The organism is Aeromonas veronii, from assembly GCF_040215105.1.
In the GTDB taxonomy this organism is placed as follows: domain Bacteria; phylum Pseudomonadota; class Gammaproteobacteria; order Enterobacterales; family Aeromonadaceae; genus Aeromonas; species Aeromonas veronii_G.
Genome location: NZ_CP157875.1, coordinates 1,981,417 through 2,001,367, shown reverse-complemented (window position 1 = coordinate 2,001,367; position 19,951 = coordinate 1,981,417). Strand labels below are relative to the sequence as shown.

Sequence of the window (19,951 nt, the reverse complement as noted above, 5' to 3'; positions counted from 1 at the left end):
TAACCCCGCCCACTCCCCTGGTGGCAGCTTTTTCGGGGTTCCCCAGCAAGCAAAAGGGCCCCGCAGGGCCCTTGTCATCATCACAGTCATCTTGAAACATCAATGCCCCAGCTCCCGGGACGGCACCAGGCCGCTCGCCCGCCAGGCGGGATAGAGGGTCGCCACCAGGCTCATCAGGATGGCGGCGCTGGTCACGATCACCAGATCCTGCATGTGCAGCTCGGTGGGCAGGAAGTCGATGAAGTAGATGTCCGGGTTGAGGAAGCGATGACCGATGAGGGTCTCGACGAAGCTCAGGATCTGGGTCAGCTTGCTCGACAGCAGGCCGCCGAGCAACGCCCCGAGCAGCGCCCCCGCCACCCCGTTCACCATGCCCTGGATGACGAAGGTGAGCCGGATCTGGCCCGGGCTCGCTCCCATGGTCTTGAGGATCGCTATCTCGCTGCGCTTCTCGTTCACCGCCATCACCAGGGTGGAGACGATGTTGAAACAGGCCACCGCCACCACCATCAGCATCACCACGTACATCACGGTGCGCACCATCTGGATGTCCTGATAGAGGTAGCCCTGACGGCTCATCCAGCTGCTGATGTAGACGTAGTGCGGGAACTTGCTCGCCGCCGCCACCGTGATGGACTGCGCCTTGAGCACGTCATTGACCTTGAGGCTGAACCCCTCCACGTCCTTACCCATGCCGATGATGGCCTGGGCATCCGCCAGGTGCATGAAGCCGAGCAGGCCGTCGAGCTGACCGCCGATCTCCATCAGCCCCACCACGGTGAGCGCCTCACGCTTGGGGTTCTTGATACCGCTGGCATCGCCCCCCTGGGGCAGCAACAGGGCAACCTGATCCCCTATCTTGACCCCCAGCTTGTCGGCGATGGTCTTGCCGAGGATCACCTCCTTCTCGCCGGGCTCCAGTTCACGCAGGCCACGGCCCGTCATGTACTTGCCTGCATCCGACAGGTTCGCCTCGAGCTCCGGCAGCACGGCGCGCAACTGGACGCCCTTCAAGGCAGAGCCGTGCTCCAGCAGGCCGTCCAAACGGATCACCGGGGCCGCGGCCTCGATCCCCGGCTGGGCCAGCAGGTAGTCACGAAGCTTCGGCCAGTTGGGCAGCGGCGCCTCCATGCCGATGAGCTCGCCGTGAGGCACCACGGAGAGCACCCGGTTCTTTAGCTCCCGCTCGAAGCCGTTCATGGCCGAGAGCCCCAAGATCAGCGCCATCACCCCGAGGGCGATGCCGATGAGGGAGGAGGCGGAGATGAAGGCGATGAAGCCGTTGCGACGGCGGGAGCGGCTGTAACGCAGGCCCAGGAACAGGGGCAGCGGTTTGAACATCAGGCGACCTCCGCCATGACGCCGCTTACCAGGGTCACCCGCCGGTGCAGCTTGGCGGCGAGGCTCAAATCGTGGGTCACCACCACGAAGGCGGTGCCGAGTTCACGGTTCAGCTCGCACAAGAGCTCGTAGACGGCGGTGGCGCTGGCGTGATCTAGGTTGCCGGTGGGCTCGTCCGCCAGCACCAGGCTGGGCTCATTGACCAGGGCGCGGGCGATGGCCACCCGCTGGCGCTCGCCCCCTGAGAGTTCGGAGGGCCTGTGATTGAGGCGATGGGAGAGCCCCACCCGCCCCAGCATCCGGGTCGCCTTCTCGCTGGCGCTTGCCACCGATTCACCGGCGATGAGCAGCGGCATGGCGGTGTTTTCCAGCGCCGTGAACTCGGCGAGTAGGTGGTGGAACTGGTAGACAAACCCCAGCTCCTGATTGCGGAACCGGGCCTGGGTACGGCTGTCCCAGTGGTGAATGTCCTGACCGTTGAACAGCACGCTGCCGCTGCTGGGGTTATCCAGCGCCCCCATCAAATGCAGCAAGGTGGTCTTGCCGGAGCCCGAGCTCCCCACCACCGCCAGCATCTCGCCGGGGGCCACGGACAGGTCTATCCCCTTGAGCACTTGCGTCTCGAGATTGCCCTCTTTGTAGACATGGTTCAGGGCCTCACAGCGCAGCAGCGGCTCGCGGGACGGATTGTCGCGGGACTCGGCGCCACGCACTACAGGCTCATTCATAAAAGGGGCTCCGCTTGGGGAAGTAATAACAGAAGAATTATTCATGACGCAGTGCCTCGGCCGGTTTGACCCGGGCCGCACGGGCCGCCGGGTAGAGGGTGGCACTGAAGCTCAGCAGCACGGCGCCGAGCAAGATGGTGATGACCTGGGCCGGCTCGACGATGACCGGCAGGCCCGAGCCCCCCGCCGCCATATAGAGGTTGAGCCCCACCGCATTGAGCAGGGGGTTGAGACCAAGGGAGAGCCCCAGTCCCGCCAGGCCGCCAAACAGGGCGCCGATGACGCCGCTCGACGCCCCCAGCACCATGAAGATCTTGACGATACCGGACTCGCTCATGCCCATGGTGCGCAGGATGGCCACCTCCCCTTCCTTGTCGGTGACGACCATCACCAGGGCCGAGAGGATGTTGAAGGTGGCGACCGCGATGATCAGCACCAGCATCAGCCCCATCATGCGCTTCTCCATGGCCACCGCCTGGAACAGCTCGCCCCGCTCCCGGCGCCAGTCCTGCCACTCCAGCCCGTCAGGCAGCGCCGTCTTGATCACCTCGTCGGCGGCGAAGGGATCGTCCAGCCAGAGGCGGATGCCACCGACGGTGTCATCCGGCAGGCGCAGCATGCGCTGGGCATCACCCAGCGCGATCAGCGCCACCTGGCTGTCCACGTCGGCCCCGACCCCGAAGATGCCGGAGACGGTGAACAGCCGCTGGGCCGGTACCCGGCCAAACGGCGTGAAGCGGGTGCCTTCGGTCAGGATAAGGCGCACCTGATCCCCGAGCGATACCTTCAGGCGGTTGGCCACCCCCTGCCCCAGCACGATGTGGTATTCACCCCGTTGCAGGCTGCTGAGCTGCCCCGCCAGCATCTGGGCGTGAAGGATGTCATCTTTCGGCCAGAGTGAAGGGTCGATGCCCTGTACGCTCACCCCGGTCAGCTGACCCGGGCTCTGCAACATGCCTTCGCTGTCGAGCATGGGGGCATGGGCCACCACGTGAGGCAGCCTGGCCAGGTCCGGCAGCCCCTCGGGCGCCCTCTCGATACGGCCGGCGGGATTGGTCACCACCACGTGGGGGATCACCCCGAGGATGCGTCCCTTGAGCTGCCCCTCGAAGCCGTTCATCACGGAGATGACCACCATCAGGGCGGCGACCCCGATGGCGATGCCGAAAGTGGAAAACAGGGAGATAAAGGAGACGAAGCGGTTACTGCGTCGCGAGCCTGCATAACGCAGGCCGATGGCCAGCGACAATGGCTGAAAAAGTCCAGTCTTCAAGGATATCTACGTTGCCAACAAAATAAGATACCGGATAATAAAGGCAAACAGACTAGGACAACAAGGGATAGCCTCCATGCAGGAACAGTTCTTCAGCGTCACCCATGCCACGCCGGTCAATGTGATCCCCATGCCGGCCGACTTCCATCTGCCGACGCTGGAGGCGCTGGACGCCGAACTGCCAGAACCCTTTCGCATCGCCTCCGCCATCACCGCCATCGATCTGGTGAGCAGCCGGCTGCTGCGCAGCCAGAACGAGTCGATGCACGATCTGGTCGAGATCGTCAATCAGCAGTCCCGCAAGATAGACATGATCATGGGCTATGTGCTGGCGGTGCAGGATCACCCGGAACACCGCTTCCACACCCTGCGCTTCGGCGCTGGCAACCTTGTCTACCTGCACCCGCGCCAGGGGCACGGGGAGCCCCCCCGCCCCCACCAAATCGTGCGGCTCAAGATCTTCTTGCGGGAAGAGGCTTCCGCCGTCTACTGCTACGCCGAGGTCAAACAGCTGGAACCGGGCGAGCATGGCACCCAGGTGCTGCTCGACTATGTACGGATCCGCGAGGATGACCGGGAGCTGCTGGTGCGTGCCAGCCTGCACGTGCAATCCAAACAGCTCAAGCTGCGGGCCCAGGAGCGCCAGCGCTAATTCCGGTCTCATCGCCAACGTCAACGTGAAAAGAATCGAACGATGCCAATGACAATCCCCGCCTTGCCCGCCAAAGCGGGCCAGAAGATCACCCTTGGCCAGCTGGTCGGCAGCAGCCTGGCACTGGTCGCCGCCCGTCTCACCCAGCAATCGGATCGCCCCGTTCTGCTGGTCACCGCCGATACCCCGAGCGCCCTGCGCCTCGAACAGGAACTGCAGTATCTGCTGGCTGACAAGGGCTGCCCCGTGCTGCTGTTCCCGGACTGGGAGACCCTGCCCTACGACACCTTCTCCCCCCATCAGGACATCATCTCCCAGCGCCTCGAGACCCTCTACAAGCTGCCGCAGATGAGCAGCGGCGTGCTGATCGTCCCCATCTCCACCCTGATGCTGCGCTGTGCCCCCCGGGTCTATCTGGACAAGTACAGCCTGCTGGTCAAGGCGGGCCAGCGCCTCAACCTGCAGCAGTTGCGCGGGCGTCTGGCCGAGGCGGGGTATGTGGCGGTGGAACAGGTGCTGGAGCACGGCGAGTTCGCCGCCCGCGGCTCCCTGCTGGACCTCTTCCCCATGGGCAGCAACAGCCCCTATCGCATCGACTTCTTCGACGATGAGGTGGACTCCATCCGCCCGTTTGATCCCGAGACCCAGCGCTCCAGCGAGCCGGTCAAGTCGGTGAGCCTGCTGCCCGCCCGGGAGTTTCCCACCGACGAGGGGGCCATCGAGCTGTTTCGCGGCCAATACCGGGAGCAGTTCGAGATCTCCCGCGCCGAGGGCTCCATCTATCAGGAGGTGAGCAAGGGGCGCTGGCCCGCCGGCATCGAATATTACCTGCCGCTCTTCTTCAACGAGACCGCCAGCCTGTTCGACCATCTGCCAGGCAACACCCTGCTGCTCACGGTGGGAGAGATTTATCCTGCCGCCCAGCGCTTCTGGAACGACATCGGTCAGCGCTATGAGGACAGACGCTGGGATAACACCCGTCCCTTGCTGCGGCCCCAGCAGATCTATCTGCCGGTGGAGCAGCTGTTTGCGGCGCTCGGGGACTATGGCGCCGTGCGGCTGCAGGCCGACGCCACCGACGGCAGCGCCGGTCAGCACAACCTGGCCACGGCTCCCCTGCCGGATTTGCAGCTCGATCACAGCAAGGAACAGCCCCTGCTGGCACTGGGCCAGTTCCTGCAAGGCTTTGGGGGCCGCACCCTGTTCTCCGTGGAGTCCGAGGGACGACGGGAGGTGCTGGGTGACTTGCTGGCACGTATCAGCGTGCAGCCCAGGGAGTTCACCTCCCTTGAAGCCTTCGTGGCCAGCACCGCGCGCCATGGCCTGCTGGTCTGCCCGCTGGAGCGAGGCTTCCTGCTGCGCGAGCCGGGACAGGAGGAGCTCGCCCTCATCACCGAGACCGAGCTGCTCGGCGGCAAGATCCGAAGCCGCCGCACCCGGGACAAGAGCAAGAACTTAAGCTCCGATGCGGTCATTCGCAACCTCGGCGAACTGACCCAGGGTCAGCCCGTGGTGCACCTGGATCACGGGGTCGGCCGCTACCTTGGCCTCGAGACCATCGACGCCGGCGGCCTGCCCACCGAGTTCCTGACCCTGGAGTACGCGGGCGGCGACAAGCTGTTCGTGCCGGTCACCAACTTGCACCTCATCAGCCGCTACACCGGCTCGGACAACCCGCCGAGCCACAAGCTCGGCGGCGAGGCCTGGACCAAGGCACGGCGCAAGGCGGCGGAGAAAATCCGCGACGTGGCGGCGGAGCTGCTCGACGTCTACGCCATGCGGGCGGCCCGCCACGGCTTTGCCTTCAAGCACGACAAAGAGGCCTATCGCCAGTTTGCCGCCGGTTTCCCGTTCGAGGAGACCGAAGATCAGCTCAACGCCATCAATGCGGTGCTCGGCGACATGTGCCAGGCCAAGAGCATGGACCGCCTGGTGTGCGGCGACGTGGGCTTTGGCAAGACCGAAGTGGCGATGCGGGCGGCCTTCGTGGCGGTACACGGCGGTAAGCAGGTGGCCGTGCTGGTGCCGACCACCCTCTTGGCCCAACAGCACTACGACAACTTCCGGGATCGCTTCGCGAACTGGCCGGTGCGGGTCGAGGTGCTGAGCCGTTTCCGCTCCGCCAAGGAGCAGACCGCCGTGCTCAAGGAGCTGGCGGAAGGTAAGGTGGACATCATCATCGGCACCCACAAACTGCTGGGGTCCGACCTCACCTTCAAGGATCTGGGCCTGCTCATCGTCGATGAGGAGCACAGATTCGGGGTACGCCAGAAGGAGAAGATCAAGGCGCTGCGCGCCGACGTGGACATCCTCACCCTCACCGCAACCCCGATCCCGCGTACCCTCAACATGGCCATGTCCGGCATGCGGGATCTCTCCATCATCGCCACCCCGCCCGCCAAGCGGCTCGCCATCAAGACCTTCGTGCGCCAGCAGGAGCCGGCGGTCACCCGGGAGGCGGTGCTGCGGGAATTGAAACGGGGCGGTCAGGTTTATTACCTGCACAACGACGTGGAGAGTATTGAGCAGTGTGCGGCGGATCTCGCCACCCTGGTACCGGAGGCGCGCATCGGCATCGCCCACGGCCAGATGCGCGAGCGGGAGCTCGAGCGGGTGATGTCGGATTTCTACCATCAGCGCTTCAACCTGCTGGTGTGCACCACCATCATCGAGACCGGCATCGACGTGCCGAGCGCCAACACCATCATCATGGACCGGGCGGATCATCTGGGCCTAGCCCAGTTGCACCAGTTGCGGGGCCGGGTCGGCCGCTCCCATCACCAGGCCTACGCCTATCTACTCACCCCCCATCCCAAGCTGATGACCAAGGACGCCGCCAAGCGGCTCGACGCCATCGCATCGCTCGAAGATCTCGGGGCAGGCTTTGCGCTCGCCACCCACGATCTGGAGATCCGCGGCGCGGGCGAGCTGCTCGGGGACGATCAGAGCGGCCAGATCGAATCCATCGGCTTCACCCTCTACATGGAGCTGCTTGAGCAGGCGGTGGAGGCGCTCAAACATGGCAAGGAGCCCTCCCTGGATCAGCTGATGAGCCAGCACACCGAGGTGGAGCTGCGCCTGCCCGCCCTGTTGCCGGACGACTACATTCCGGACGTCAACATGCGTCTCTCCATGTACAAGCGCATCGCCAGCAGCCGGGACGAGCAGGAGCTGCGGGAGCTCAAAGTGGAGCTCATCGACCGCTTCGGCCTGCTGCCGGAGGCGACCAAGACACTGATGGAGATAGCCGCCTTCCGCCAGCGGGCCACGGCCCTTGGCATCCGCCGGGTAGAGATGAGCGATCGCGGTGGCTACCTCGACTTCAGTCAGGACACCAAGGTCAATCCGACCTATCTGGTCAAGCTGCTCTCCGAGCAGCCACGTATCTATAAAATGGATGGACCGACCCGCCTGCGCTTCCAGGTGCCAAACCAGGAGAGGGCCATGCGGCTGAAACTGGTGGATTCCCTGCTGGCGGACTTGGCCAAGCACGCCCTGCCCTGATGAGCCCCGCTGGCTGGTTTGACAAGCAGTGTTGGCTGGCACAATGCCATTGAGTCAGTCAGTACGCCAGACCACTCATCGCGCGGCCATCCATGACACCACTCCAACAAAACGGGAGCCCTGAGGCTCCCGTTTTTTATCTGTCTATCCTGCTCGTCATGCCTGGCCCCCTTGGGTTGCCAGTGCCCTGCGAGCCATTCATCCCTGATTGGCCGGATCCTCGTGGGCGGAAAACTCCCGCATGAAGGCCTCGGCCCTGTCCACCATCTTGGTAGAACCAACGAAGTAGGGCGTGCGCTGGTGCAGGGCGGTGGGCTGGATGTCCATGATGCGGCCAAAGCCGTCGGAGGCCTTGCCACCAGCCTGCTCCACCAGAAACGCCATGGGGTTGCACTCGTAGAGCAGGCGCAGCTTGCCGTTCGGGGAGTTGGTGCCGGACGGATAGATGTAGATGCCGCCCTTGAGCAGGTTGCGGTGGAAATCCGACACCAGGGAGCCGATGTAGCGGGAGGTGTAGGGTCTGTGGGTCGCCTCGTCCCGCTCCTGGCAATATTTCAGGTACTTCTTCACCCCGTCCGGGAACTTGATGTAGTTGCCCTCGTTGATGGAGTAGATCTTGCCCTCCTCCGGGATGCGGATGTTCTCGTGGGAGAGGCAGAAGCAGCCGATGGACGGGTCATAGGTGAAGCCGTTGACCCCGAAGCCCGTGGTGTAGACCAGCATGGTGGAGGAGCCATAGACCACGTAACCGGCGGCAACCTGACGGTTGCCCGGCTGCAGGAAGTCCTCCAGGGTCACCCCGCCCCCCGGCGTGCTCACCCGGCGGTAGATGGAGAAGATGGTCCCGACCGAGACGTTGACGTCGATGTTGGAAGAGCCGTCGAGGGGGTCTATCAGCACCACGTACTTGGAGTGGCGGGAGAGCTCGGAATCGAAGGAGACGAAGTCCTCTTCCTCTTCGGAGGCCATGCCGCACACCTCGCCCCGGGCTTCCAGCGCCGCCTTGAAGCGCTCGTTGGCGTAGACGTCCAGCTTCTGCTGCACCTCACCCTGCACGTTTTCGGCTCCCATGGAGCCGATGATGTCCGCCAGCCCCGCCTTGTTGATCTCCCGGTTCACCACCTTGGCAGCCAGGCGGATGGAGCTGAGCAAGGAGGTCAGCTCGCCGGTTGCGGTCGGGTAGTCCGCCTGCTTTTTGACGATGAACTCGCCCATGGTGATCATGTTTCGCATTCTTCTTCCTTTAGGATCGTTTCCGTTGGCCTTGAAAACGTTTGCAAGCATCAGCAAAAAAAGTGCCGATCCTCGGCTGCGTTGTTTTGTAACCTAATGTAACGTCTGTTTTTTGTTTTTGCAGCGAATTAAGGCGGTGATTGTCTCGCCAGTTCACGCCAGAAAATGGCGTCATACTGGGGAAAAAAGGGCGTCAACCGACCTCTTTCGCCACCTTAATTCGTAACAATAATCCAACCCCTGTTGCCTCCGTTCTCCGGCCCCTCCCCATTCGGGAACAGGTCCATGACACCCTCCAATCCCTCCTTGAGATCTGGGGCTCAATCCCGCACACTGGCTTGGCTTTGGAAGCAAAAAAACATAAGGATATTCAATGAAAAGGACACTCATTGCCGGCACGGTTGCCGCCCTGATCTCCCTCCCCGCCCTGGCGGCCCAGGTGCCTGCCGGCACCCAGCTCCTCCCCGCAGCCCAGCAGACCTTCGTGCGCAACATCGGCACCGAGCCCGCCTCCATCGATCCCCAGATGGTGGAGGAGAGCGCGGGCAGCGAGATCGTCAACGATCTGTTCGAGGGACTCTACACCCTGGACGGGGATGGCAAGCTGCAACCCGCCGGGGCCATCAGCTATGAGCTCGACCCCACGGGCACCATTTATACCTTCAAGCTCAGACCCGACGCCAAGTGGTCAAACGGCGAGCCAGTCACGGCGGCGGACTATGTCTATGGCTGGCAGCGGGCGGCGGATCCCAAGAACGCCTCCAACTACGCCTGGTTCATCGAACTGACCGGGGTCACCCACGCCAGCGAGGTGGTGCAAGGCAAGGCCAAACCCGATGCCCTCGGCATCAAGGCCCTGGATGACCACACCCTGCAGATCACCCTGAAAAACCCGGTCCCCTTCTTCCTGAAGACCCTCTCCCACTACACCACCTTCCCGGCGCCGAAGGCGACCATCGAGAAGTACGGCAACGAGTGGGTCAAACCGGGCAACATCGTCTCCAACGGCGCCTTCGTGCTCAAAGAGTGGACCCCGAACGAGCGGCTCATCTCCGAGCGCAACGTCCACTACTGGGACAATCAGCATACCGTGCTGAACAAGGTGATCTATCTGGAAATCATCTCCGATACCGCCGCCTTCAACCGCTACCGGGCGAGCGAGGTGCACTACACCAGCTATCCGCTGGAGCAGTACAAGCAGATCAAGAGCCAGAGCCCGCAAGAGCTGGTCAACGTGCCCGTGCTTGCCACCTATTACTATGTGTTCAACACCCAGCGCAAACCCTTCGACAACCCCAAGGTGCGCAAGGCGCTCTCCTTGGCCATCGACCGGGATACCATCACCGAGAAGATCCTGGGACAGGGGCAGCTCTCCGCCTTCAGCCTGACGCCGCCGAGCGTGGACGGGTTTGAACTCAAGCAACCGGCCAGCGAACTGATGAGCAAGGAGGCGCGGATCAAGGAGGCCAAGACCCTGCTGAACGAAGCCGGCTATGGCCCGGGCAAGCCGCTGGACGTGGACATCCTCTACAACACCAACGAGGGACACAAGAAGATTGCCCTGGCCATTGCCTCCATGTGGAAACACAACCTGGGGGTCAGGGCCGAGCTCAACAACATGGAGTGGAAGACCATGGTGTCGACCCTGAACGAGGGAGACTTCGGGGTGAGCCGCTACTCCTGGAACGGGGACTACAACGACGCCTCCACCTTCCTCGACATCATGACCTCCAGCAGCAGCGCCAACAGCGGCAAGTGGCACAACCCGCAATATGACGCCCTGCTGGCCAAGGCGCATGACTCCCAGGACGCGGCCGAGCGCAATCGCCTCTACCAGCAGGCGGAAGCCCTGATCGATGCCGAAGCCCCCATAGCCCCGGTCTATTTCTATGTGAAATCCCGGCTGCTCAAGCCCTTCGTCAAGGGCTACCCCTATCACAACCCGCAGGATCTGGTCTATTCCAAAGACCTCTATCTGACGGCCCAGTGAGCCGGCCACAAAACCAAAAAGACCGCCTGTTGGCGGTCTTTTTTCTTTCTACCGGGGTTTCAGTCGTCGGGGCAACCCGCCATGGCCAGCCGGGTACGGCGCCGCAAGATCACCGGCTTGACCAGCAACTGCGCCAGCAAGACCCCCACCAGCGTCATGCCGCCGCCGATCAGGTGGTAGCTGGTGAGCCGCTCCCCGAGCCAGCTGATGGCCAGGGCCGCCGTCATCACCGGCAGCAGGTTCATGAAGATGGCGGTGCGGCTCGCCCCGAGCAGGGCAATCCCTTGTATCCAGAGCCAGGGCGAGAGCGCCGAGGTCGGGATCCCCGCATAGAGGATGAGCCAGAGGGCGCGATGATCCGGCCATTGTCCGTCCACCAGCAGGTAGAAGGGGGTGAGGAACAGGAGGCTGCACAGCACCTGGCCGTAGAACAGGGTCCAGCTGCTCAGCCCCAGATCCCAGCGCTTGAGCAGCACGCTGTAGAGCGCATAGGTAGCCGCCGACAACAGCATGTAGATGTAGCCGATGTGAATGCCCTGAGTGAACATGCGAGCGGGATCCCCCTGCCCGAGCAAGATGGTCAGCCCGAAGATGGAGATAACGCCGCCGAGCAGGGCCCCCCAGGTCGGGCGTTCGTGCAGCAGCCAGATGCTGAGCATCACCGTCATCAACGGTGTCAGCCCCATCATGAGGCCTATCTCGGTGGCCCCCAGGGTCTGGGCGGCGTAATAACCGAAGCTCTGGTTCAGCACCATGCCGAGCAGGGCCAGCATGGCAAGCTTGTAGAAACCGGCTTTCAGCCGCACGCGCTCGCGCCAGGCGCGATGGGCCAGGAAGGGGGTCAGGATGATGGCCGCCACCACCCAGCGCGACCAGGCCAGGGCCGCCGGTGAGAGCACGCCCACCGCCAGCTTGCTGACAATGCTGTTGCCGGCCCAGATGGCCATGCAGGAGAAGGGAAACAAGAAGGCAAGTGGCATCGCTAAATCCAGAACAAGACAGCGGGTATTTTGCGGGAGTATAGAGAGGCAAACAGGATAAGCAAGCACCATCATCGGCTGCGCAAAAAGTCATCGACAGCTGGTAACAAAATTGCCACAGCGATTTTCAAAACGGCGTTTTCGGGGAGCTTTAAACAATCATGCCCGCACGAGGGCGGGCATGAGGGGGAACCTATCCGGGCGTGTCTGTCACGCCGCATCCATATGCAGCCTCGAGATCAACTCGTTGACCTCGAGCACCGTCTGGCGATGGGGAATGTCGGCCGCCATTGGCATCAATAACAGGCCCGACTGGAAATCGAAGCGCCCCCTGCCGTGGATGTATATCCGTCCCTTGAAGAAAGTTTTGACATGTTTTGCCACCATCAGCGGCAGGTATTTCTTGAACACTCTCATCGTTTGCAACCTCTTGCAGTTGTATCCGTATGACAGCAGCTCCTGCGAAATAATTCCGTTAAATTTATATAAAATACCGGAAAAATCGCCCATCTCTTCCCTAAAAAACCATTCTGTAACTTATTGTTAACTTTTATCGTATTGTATGCGGCCCTTCCAGCCAGAGCAATACCCCCTTGTCATCTTGCCACTCGATACAGGCCATGCCGGAGGTGGCAAACATGGGCGCCCCCGCCGCCGGACAGAGGCTCTGCACCAGATAACCCACCAGCGGCAGATGGCTGACCATCAGAATGTTGTCATGGCGGCTCGCCAGGGCGGTGAGATAGCTCGCCACCATGGCCGGATCCCCGTAAGGGGTGATATCGCCACTCTCTTCGACGCTCTGCGCCTTTGGCAGCTCGGGAGCGATGGCCTGCCAGGTCTGCCTGGCCCTCAGATAGTTGCTATGAATGGCCAGACTCAAGGGGCCCGTCAATTGGGGAGCCAGCCAGCGAGCCATATGAATGGACTCGTCACGGCCTTGTTCGGTCAGGGGACGCTGTTCATCCGTTTTTGCATTCATGCCAGCCTGGCCATGACGCATGATGTAGATCTTCATTACAACCTCGCCCAGGGGGCCTGTTTAAATAGCGGGGGGATCTTACCCCGCCGTGCCGGGGGAAACAATTGCGCTACCTCTCAGAAAAGGGTTTGCCTCGTGAGATAGCGGCGTCGATAATCATGTTTAAATTCAAATAAATTCACCGCGAGTCAGCCCTCATGAGCCCACATGCCAGTCCCAACGACCATAGGCGGTATCACTATCTGGAGCTGGCAAACCGGCTCAGGGTCCTGCTGATCTGCGATCCCGATACCGACAAGTCCGCCGCCTCCCTGGCCGTCAACACCGGTCATTTCGATGATCCCGCCGACCGCCAGGGGATGGCCCACTTCCTCGAGCACATGCTGTTTCTCGGCACCCAGACCTATCCCAAGCCCGGTGAATATCAGCAGTTCATGAGTCGTCACGGAGGCAGCAACAACGCCTGGACCGGAACCGAGTTCACCAACTTCTTCTTCGACATCGACAACGGCTTCTTCGAGGCAGGGCTCCATCGCTTCTCCCAGTTCTTCATCTGCCCCACCTTCGCCACCGAATGGGTCGACAAGGAACGCAACGCGGTGGACTCCGAATACCGCCTCAAGTTGCAAGACGATGTGCGCCGCAGCTATCAGGTACATAAAGAGACCGTCAATCCGGCCCACCCTTTCTCCAAATTTTCGGTGGGCAACCTCGATACCCTGGCCGATCTGCCCGGCCGGGATCTGAGATCCGATCTCGTTGCTTTCTACGAATCTCACTACAGTGCGGATCGCATGGCGCTGGTGATGATCTCCCCCGCCCCCATCGAGACCCAGCTCGGCTGGTGTGAGCACTACTTCGGCCCCATTCAGGATCGCAACCTCGGCGAGCCGACCCTGTCGGTCCCCCTCTATCGCCTCGAGGATCTCGGCATCCGCATCCAGATAAAACCGGTCAAGGAGACCCGCAAGCTGGCGCTGACCTTCCCCTTGCCGAGCGTGGATGCCTACTACGACAAGAAGCCCCTCACCTTCCTGAGCCACCTTATCGGCTACGAAGGGGATGGCAGCCTGCTCTCCCTCCTCAAGGGCAAGGGCTGGGTCAATCAGCTCGCCGCCGGCGGCGGGGTCAGCGGCAGCAACTTCAAGGATTTCGGGGTGAGCTTTGGCCTCACGCCCCTCGGTCTCGAGCACGTGAACGAGATCATCGAGGCGCTGTTCGGCTACCTGAAACTCATCGAGCGCGATGGCCTGGAGGCCTGGCGTTACGACGAGAAGCGCAGCGTGCTGGAGTCCGCCTTCCGCTTCCAGGAGCGAGGCCGGGCACTGGACACCGCCTCCGGCCTGGTGCTGAATCTCTTCAGTTACGCCCCGGCCGATCTGCTCTACGGCGACTACATGATGCGCGAATATGACGAGGCGCTGCTGCGCCGCTTCCTCGCCAAGCTCACCCCCCACAACCTGCGCATGACGGTGCAGGCACCGGAGGTGAATACCGATCGCCTCGCCCGCTGGTATCAGACCCCCTATAGCGTCGCCCCCATTCCGGAGGCGCTGAAAGTCCGTTGGCAGCAGAGCAAACCGGACTCCAATCTGCATCTGCCCGCCCCCAACCCCTTCATCAGCAGCCGGCTGGATGCGCGCACGCCCCCCTTGCCTGCCGACATGCCCGCCTGCCTGGTGGACAGACCGGGTTTTCGACTCTGGCATCTGCACGAGCACCTGTTCGGGGTCCCCAAGGGCAACCTTTATATCTCCATCGACAGCGAACATGCGGTGAAGAACCCACGCCACATCGCCATGGCCCGCCTCGCGGTGGAACTGCTTCAGGATCACCTCAATGCCCTTACCTACCCGGCGGAGCTCGCCGGGCTCGGCTACCAGATCTATGCCCACCAGGGGGGCTTTACCATCAACATGAGCGGCTTTGCCGACAAACAGCCCCTGCTGCTCGACATGATCCTCAGCAATCGCACCTTGGGTTACCCGGATCCGGCCCGCTTTGCCGAGATAAAAGAGCAACTCATCCGCAACTGGGAGAACCAGTCCAAGACCCGCCCCATCTCCCAGCTGTTCAACCAGCTCACCAGCCTGCTGCAGCCCAACAATCCGCCGTTCGAGCAGTTGTTGCGCCACCTGCGCACCATCGAGCTTGGCGAGATGCCCGAGTTCGTCGCCCAGCTGTTCGCCAAGGTACACGTGGAGACCCTGGTGCACGGGGACTGGGACGTGGGCGAGGCGCTGGATCTCGCCGCCCTGCTGGAGCGCCACTTGGGCGACAACAGCCAGCCCAGCGCCGAGACCCGCCGCCCCCTCATCTCCATCCAGGACAGGGGCACCCTCATTCGCGAGCAGGGTTGCGAGCATGAAGACTCGGCGCTGCTGGTCTACTACCAGTCCCGCACCGTGCGGGCGCGGGATCTCGCCTGCTTCACCCTGGCCAACCACATCATGTCCTCCACCTTCTTCCACGAGCTGCGCACCCGTCAGCAGCTCGGTTACGTGGTGGGGGCCGGCAACCTTCCCCTCAATCGCCACCCCGGCCTCATCTTCTATATCCAGTCGCCGGTGGCGGGGCCGCAGATCCTGCTGGACGCGGTGGAGGAGTTCATCGACCTCTTCCCCATCGCCATGCTGGAGTTTACCGAGCAGCAGTGGCAGGAGAGCAAGGCGGGCCTGCAGGCCCAGCTCAGCGAGCGGGATGCCAACCTGCGCAGCCGCGGCCAGCGGCTCTGGGTCAGCATTGGCAACAAGGATCTCGGCTTCGATCAGCGGGAACGGGTCTGCGAGGAGGTGGGCAACCTCAGCCGCGCCGATCTGGTGCGCTTCATCACCCAGTTGCGCTCCCGTACCTCGGACAGGCTGATCCTCTGCAGTTATGGCCAGGGCCATGAGCACGACGATCGGATCACCGGCCAGCTCATCGACGATCCCAGAGCATTTCGTCTCGCCGCCGCCACCTTCGAGGCGTAACCGCCTCTTCTCACCACGCCGCCGATAATAAAAAGCCGACCCCTGGGGGTCGGCTGGAAAAACCATTAGCAATTGCGACCTGGGCCGCCAAAGTGAACATGAGCGTGAAAATCAGACACTGAGCCGATGACAGGTCAGGCGATGAAACCAGAGCGCGCCGACCGAAACCTGACAGTGATTGAGAAACAGAGCCATCTTAGACAGAGCCTCTGTCCACCACGTTGATCTACATCAAAGGAGGTAAAAAGAGTCTCACGCTCCTCACCAAGGGGTCCCTAGCCCCGGCGCGTCAGCCGGTAGGCTACCTCGTCAAAATAGGAGAGCTGACCCGAGATCACCCTGGGGTGCTCCTGTTCGCTGGCCCGGCCCAGCACCTCCACCGCAAAGTCCCGCTCGAACAGATGGCGAACCTCCATCTCCCCCACCGAGAACGGCGGCTGCTTCTGCTGCTCCGGCTGATACTCCAGGGTCACCAGCAGGATCTGCCCGCCTGGCACCATCAGGCGGCTCATCAACTGGGCATACTCCCGGCGCATGGCGGTCGGCAGCGCGATGAGCGCCGCCCTGTCATAGGCCAGTCGGTACTGGCGCCCGAGGGCGGGGGCCGCAAAAAAATCCCCCTGATGGATGCGCAGGCGCTCATGTTGATGGCAGCGATAGGGACCGACCTCGGTCACCGTCTCGGTCAGCCGGTTTTCACTGAAGAACTGCTCGATGGCAAGCTCGGAGAGCTCGAAGCCATCAACGGGATGGCCCTGGCCACTCAGCCAGAGCATGTCGCTGGACTTGCCGCACAGGGGCACCAGCACGGTCTCCTCTTCTTGCCCGGCGGACCAGCCGACCGGCAGCCAGGGGTTGACGTCCGCCTGATGGAAGCCTATCCGGTTCTCTTCCCACTTCTGATGCCAAAATGCCGCTTCCATCCTCATCCTCTCGCCATCTGCAATGATGCATCAATATCACAACTTCACCGGGGCGGTGCAAGCCCTGTCGACCCTGTCTTGGCCATTTCATAACGGCCATCGTCAACAACATAAAATATGCATCCAAATCACTTTAACAGGTTCCTTTGACTACCCATTTGCCACCTTGCGACACAATACCGTCAGGACTCAGATCCCGCAGTCGTTTATCCCATCAGCGGCGCCCTCTCGGTGCGCAACGAACACAGCGCATCGTCAAGCCGGGAGCCAATCTCGGCAAAGCTCGGTCGCAAGACCACCTCCGGGCGCTGGCATTCGTTCGCCAGTCGATGGAGCGACTCGCACTCGGCGGCTTTCGCCGGGCACAGGGCCAGCAGCTCTTCGAGCAGGCAGCCGAAGGCGCGCACCTCCAGCCGCTCCAGCGCGGCAGCCAGCACGGCGTCTGCCAGCGGATAGCAGGAGGCGGCGCCGAAATCCCCGAGCAGCACGGCCCCCTCCCCATCATGGAGCAGGTTGTGACCGTAGAGATCCCCGTGCATCACCCCCAACCGGTGCAGATGGGCGGCGGCCGAGGCGACGTTCCTGACCATGGCGAGCGCCGCCGACAACGAGAGTGCGAGCCCCTCCGGGTAGATGTCCCGGGTGCAGGAATCAAGGCTCGGCGGCCCCGCCAGGTTCTGCATGTGAGGGCTGACCAGCGTCATCCCGAGCGCCGGGATCCCGGAGGGGTGATCATCCACCCGCCCCAGCACCCCGATGAGCGCCGCATGCTGACCCGCCGCCAAGGCGGCCTTCATCTCGGCCGCCGGCAGGCCGTCGCTAGTCACCGCCCCCTTGAACAGCTTGAGGGCCAATGCCACTGGCTGGCCCACTGCGGGGCGCCAGGTCGCACGGTGAATGGCGCCGGACGCCCCCTGCCCCAGCAGGGCGCCCAGCTCGAGCTCCTGCCAGGGAATGTCGGCAACCACGTTTGCCCTCTTCGGCTCCCACTCCTCGGCGAAAGGATTGCCCGCGTAGGCGAGCCAGGCGAGGCGCGGCAAGGCGAGCAGCCAGGCGGGGAATGCCGTAATCCGATTCGCGGCGATGCGCAGCAGCTCGAGGCGCTGGCAGTGGGCGAGGCTCGCGGGCAGCTCGGTCAGGCGATTGCCCGCCAGCATCAGTTTTTGCAAGGAGGTGCACTGACCCAGTTCGTCCGGCAGGCGCTCGATGGCGTTGTCGGTCAGGATCAGCCAGCGCAGCTTCGCGGGCAGCGACTTGGGGGAGACCACTTCAATCCGGTTGGCCTTGAAGCCCACCATGGAGAGCTCGGGGCAGTTCCCCAACACCTCGGGCAGTTCGGTGAAGCGGTTCTCGGAGCAGAAGATGATGCGAAGCTTCTTGCACTCGGCCAGCTCATCAGGCAGCTCACTTAACTGGTTGCCGGTGAGATCCAGCACCTCCAGTGTCTCTTTGAGGCTCAAGATCTCGGGGGGGAAAACCGCCAGGTTTTCAGAGAGCTTGAGGTGACGGGCGCCGTTCAAGGAGCCTGCGCGCAGCTGTTCCAGGGTATGCATGGCAATGTCTCTTTCGGGGTGGCCAATTATCCGTCGTGATGAAGCAGGCCATCTGCACCACCGGGCCTTGGCCCGGCAGCCATGAAAAGAGGGGCATTATAAAGAACTGGCGCCAGAGATCTTCTGGTTTGTTACGCCACTGGCGGATCATGTTGCAAGCAACCTGATTGGAATGCACGACTCCTTTAACGTCCAGCTGCTTGCCACGGACTGACATTGATTATCTGAAACACCAGAACCCTGGCGCTGAATCTCACGGTTAAAAGAGGGGCAAACAATGACAACCGAAAATATCGTTCAAGGTCAGATAACGCCCCTCTGCCTACTGCTTGGTCAATCCGGCTTTCTAAGTTTGAATGCCAGATATAGCGATAACGCCCCGATCAACAATATGAAGTAAAAGACAGCATGAACCCCCTGGGACAGGGCCGCGGTTTCACTGATATCCCCGCCACTCACCAGCAACTTATCGGTAACTTGAGACATCAAGGTCACAGAAACCGCAGAGCCAATGGCTCCCGATACCTGATATAGCGTGTTCCACACCGACGAACCATCCGCATAGAGTGTTTTGGATAAGGCACTCAGCGCCGTCGTTTGAGCAGGCATGATAATGCAGGTCACCCCGCAGCAGAGGCAGGTAAATGCGATGCTGATCTTCCATGCTGATGTGGACTCATTGACGACACCGAGGAAAATTGCGGCACTCAATAGAATAAATACAGCTCCCATGACGGTAAATACTCTGGTGTCATAGCGGTGATACAAGTTTCCAACAATGGGTGACAACACGACATTTGCAATATTTCCAGGAAGAAGGAACATGCCTGCCAATGCTGCCTCCAGCTTTAAAACATTCATAAAATAAATGGGCAACACTATCGCTGTGGCCAGCACACTCATGATGCTTAACATCATCATGAATAATCCTATTGAGAACTCACGTTGGTTAAAAACACGAAAGTTTATCATGGGCAATGTAATGCGCCCTTGCCGCCATGCAAACAGGATGAGACTGGTAATCCCCAGCATCATTGGTAACCAGAGCGTTGGCGACAGCAAGGGCGTTTCTGCCATGATGGACAGGCTGAAAACGACCCCACCAAACCCCAATGCTGATAGCGCAATAGAGATCACATCTACCTCAGGCTTGCTGATGTCACCGATGTTCTCCACGACACTCAGAGTCATCATGAATATCATCATATAAAGCAAAGCACTGATTATAAAGATGGCTCGCCAGTTCACGAATGTAATTATGACGCCAGACAATGTAGGCCCAATAGCGGGAGCAAGCGTGATTGCGATGCCAACGAACCCCATGATGGCAGCATGCTTTATTTTAGGAAAGGTAACCAAGGCGGCATTGATGAGTACGGGTAGAATGATGGCTGTACCTATCGCATGCACAATACGGCCAATCATTAGCGTGATGATGCTGGTCGCAACAGTGGCGATCACGCACCCAATGAAGGAGATTAGGATTGCGTTTAGAATAAGGCTTCTCGTATTGAACCATTTAGTTAAAATGGCCGAAACAGGCATGAAGATGGCCAAGGTCAATAGATAGCCAGTCACCAACCACTGTGCAATACCCGCAGTAATCGAAAACTCGTCCATGAGCGTGGGCAGCGCCATATTCAATGCTGTTTCGCCAAACAAACCAGAAAAGGTTCCTATCATCAATACCATCAACATTAGATAGGGTGATTCAACCTGTTTCTCTGGCTTTTCAAATGTGTCACAAGTCATTTTTTAATCCGAACTGTCGGTTGCTTGATAAGCTCACATAAAACAACCGCCATTAAATATCCTTAATG

14 protein-coding genes are annotated in these 19,951 nt (G+C 61.3%); 4 read left to right on the top strand and 10 right to left on the bottom strand.

Translation table 11 applies throughout. The annotated features are described in order from the left end of the window. Positions 1-99: 99 nt before the first annotated feature. Genes lolE through ABNP46_RS09170 form a run of 3 tightly spaced genes read right to left on the bottom strand, consistent with a single transcriptional unit; the run spans position 100 to position 3,342 of the window. A complete protein-coding gene (gene lolE, locus ABNP46_RS09180) occupies positions 100-1,341 on the bottom strand; it encodes a lipoprotein-releasing ABC transporter permease subunit LolE (protein ID WP_349922084.1) in 1,242 nt (413 codons plus the stop codon). Further along, positions 1,341-2,069, bottom strand: coding sequence for a lipoprotein-releasing ABC transporter ATP-binding protein LolD (gene lolD, locus ABNP46_RS09175; protein ID WP_349922083.1), 729 nt, complete (start codon positions 2,067-2,069; stop codon positions 1,341-1,343). Before lolD ends, lolE begins: the two co-directional genes overlap by 1 nt. Positions 2,070-2,106: 37 nt before the next feature. Beyond that, the gene (locus ABNP46_RS09170) at positions 2,107-3,342 is read right to left on the bottom strand and encodes a lipoprotein-releasing ABC transporter permease subunit (protein WP_349922082.1); all 1,236 of its coding nucleotides are present in this window, start codon (positions 3,340-3,342) and stop codon (positions 2,107-2,109) included. A gap of 76 nt (positions 3,343-3,418) precedes the next feature. Between ABNP46_RS09170 and ABNP46_RS09165 the strand changes: the two genes are divergently transcribed. Continuing rightward, complete coding sequence (locus ABNP46_RS09165) at positions 3,419-3,994, top strand: PilZ domain-containing protein (protein ID WP_349922081.1); 576 nt, start codon at positions 3,419-3,421, stop codon at positions 3,992-3,994. A gap of 48 nt (positions 3,995-4,042) precedes the next feature. Next, positions 4,043-7,498: a transcription-repair coupling factor gene (mfd, locus tag ABNP46_RS09160; protein WP_349922447.1), complete on the top strand. Its 3,456-nt coding sequence runs from the start codon at positions 4,043-4,045 to the stop codon at positions 7,496-7,498. A 198-nt stretch (positions 7,499-7,696) separates the two neighbouring features. Here the strand turns inward: mfd and fbp are convergent, their stop codons facing one another. Continuing rightward, positions 7,697-8,731, bottom strand: a complete 1,035-nt coding sequence (fbp, locus tag ABNP46_RS09155; protein ID WP_349922080.1) for a class 1 fructose-bisphosphatase — start codon at positions 8,729-8,731, stop codon at positions 7,697-7,699. 373 nt (positions 8,732-9,104) lie between these two features. Between fbp and ABNP46_RS09150 the strand changes: the two genes are divergently transcribed. Beyond that, positions 9,105-10,721 (top strand): peptide ABC transporter substrate-binding protein, encoded by a 1,617-nt coding sequence (locus ABNP46_RS09150; protein ID WP_349922079.1) that lies wholly within the window; start codon positions 9,105-9,107, stop codon positions 10,719-10,721. 59 nt (positions 10,722-10,780) lie between these two features. Here the strand turns inward: ABNP46_RS09150 and ABNP46_RS09145 are convergent, their stop codons facing one another. The 3 genes from ABNP46_RS09145 to sixA form a co-directional block, all read right to left on the bottom strand. Beyond that, positions 10,781-11,701 (bottom strand): DMT family transporter, encoded by a 921-nt coding sequence (locus ABNP46_RS09145; RefSeq protein ID WP_349922078.1) that lies wholly within the window; start codon positions 11,699-11,701, stop codon positions 10,781-10,783. Positions 11,702-11,911: 210 nt separating this feature from the next. Next, a complete protein-coding gene (locus ABNP46_RS09140; RefSeq protein ID WP_349922445.1) occupies positions 11,912-12,118 on the bottom strand; it encodes a DUF1107 domain-containing protein in 207 nt (68 codons plus the stop codon). A gap of 133 nt (positions 12,119-12,251) precedes the next feature. Then, on the bottom strand, positions 12,252-12,719 hold the full coding sequence (gene sixA, locus ABNP46_RS09135; RefSeq protein ID WP_349922077.1) for a phosphohistidine phosphatase SixA: 468 nt from the start codon (positions 12,717-12,719) through the stop codon (positions 12,252-12,254). A 161-nt stretch (positions 12,720-12,880) separates the two neighbouring features. On the opposite strand from sixA, the gene ABNP46_RS09130 reads away from it, so the two are divergent. Further along, on the top strand, positions 12,881-15,655 hold the full coding sequence (locus ABNP46_RS09130) for an insulinase family protein (RefSeq protein WP_349922076.1): 2,775 nt from the start codon (positions 12,881-12,883) through the stop codon (positions 15,653-15,655). Positions 15,656-15,930: 275 nt separating this feature from the next. Here ABNP46_RS09130 and ABNP46_RS09125 read toward each other — a convergent pair whose 3' ends face one another. From ABNP46_RS09125 to ABNP46_RS09115, 3 genes are all read right to left on the bottom strand, one after another. Continuing rightward, complete coding sequence (locus tag ABNP46_RS09125) at positions 15,931-16,578, bottom strand: thiopurine S-methyltransferase (protein ID WP_349922075.1); 648 nt, start codon at positions 16,576-16,578, stop codon at positions 15,931-15,933. A 206-nt stretch (positions 16,579-16,784) separates the two neighbouring features. Then, positions 16,785-18,131 (bottom strand): protein kinase, encoded by a 1,347-nt coding sequence (locus ABNP46_RS09120; RefSeq protein ID WP_349922074.1) that lies wholly within the window; start codon positions 18,129-18,131, stop codon positions 16,785-16,787. Positions 18,132-18,464: 333 nt separating this feature from the next. Continuing rightward, positions 18,465-19,883, bottom strand: coding sequence for an MFS transporter (locus ABNP46_RS09115; protein WP_349922073.1), 1,419 nt, complete (start codon positions 19,881-19,883; stop codon positions 18,465-18,467). Between the last annotated feature and the right edge of the window lie 68 nt (positions 19,884-19,951).

Coding starts and splice junctions, on each gene's coding strand:
- fbp (WP_349922080.1), bottom strand. CDS start 8,731: ATGCGAAACATGATCACCATGGGCGAGTTCATCGTCAAAAAGCAGGCG.
- sixA (WP_349922077.1), bottom strand. CDS start 12,719: ATGAAGATCTACATCATGCGTCATGGCCAGGCTGGCATGAATGCAAAA.
- ABNP46_RS09150 (WP_349922079.1), top strand. CDS start 9,105: ATGAAAAGGACACTCATTGCCGGCACGGTTGCCGCCCTGATCTCCCTC.
- ABNP46_RS09165 (WP_349922081.1), top strand. CDS start 3,419: ATGCAGGAACAGTTCTTCAGCGTCACCCATGCCACGCCGGTCAATGTG.
- mfd (WP_349922447.1), top strand. CDS start 4,043: ATGACAATCCCCGCCTTGCCCGCCAAAGCGGGCCAGAAGATCACCCTT.
- lolD (WP_349922083.1), bottom strand. CDS start 2,069: ATGAATGAGCCTGTAGTGCGTGGCGCCGAGTCCCGCGACAATCCGTCC.
- ABNP46_RS09130 (WP_349922076.1), top strand. CDS start 12,881: ATGAGCCCACATGCCAGTCCCAACGACCATAGGCGGTATCACTATCTG.
- ABNP46_RS09115 (WP_349922073.1), bottom strand. CDS start 19,883: ATGACTTGTGACACATTTGAAAAGCCAGAGAAACAGGTTGAATCACCC.
- ABNP46_RS09145 (WP_349922078.1), bottom strand. CDS start 11,701: ATGCCACTTGCCTTCTTGTTTCCCTTCTCCTGCATGGCCATCTGGGCC.
- ABNP46_RS09140 (WP_349922445.1), bottom strand. CDS start 12,118: ATGAGAGTGTTCAAGAAATACCTGCCGCTGATGGTGGCAAAACATGTC.
- ABNP46_RS09120 (WP_349922074.1), bottom strand. CDS start 18,131: ATGCATACCCTGGAACAGCTGCGCGCAGGCTCCTTGAACGGCGCCCGT.
- lolE (WP_349922084.1), bottom strand. CDS start 1,341: ATGTTCAAACCGCTGCCCCTGTTCCTGGGCCTGCGTTACAGCCGCTCC.
- ABNP46_RS09125 (WP_349922075.1), bottom strand. CDS start 16,578: ATGGAAGCGGCATTTTGGCATCAGAAGTGGGAAGAGAACCGGATAGGC.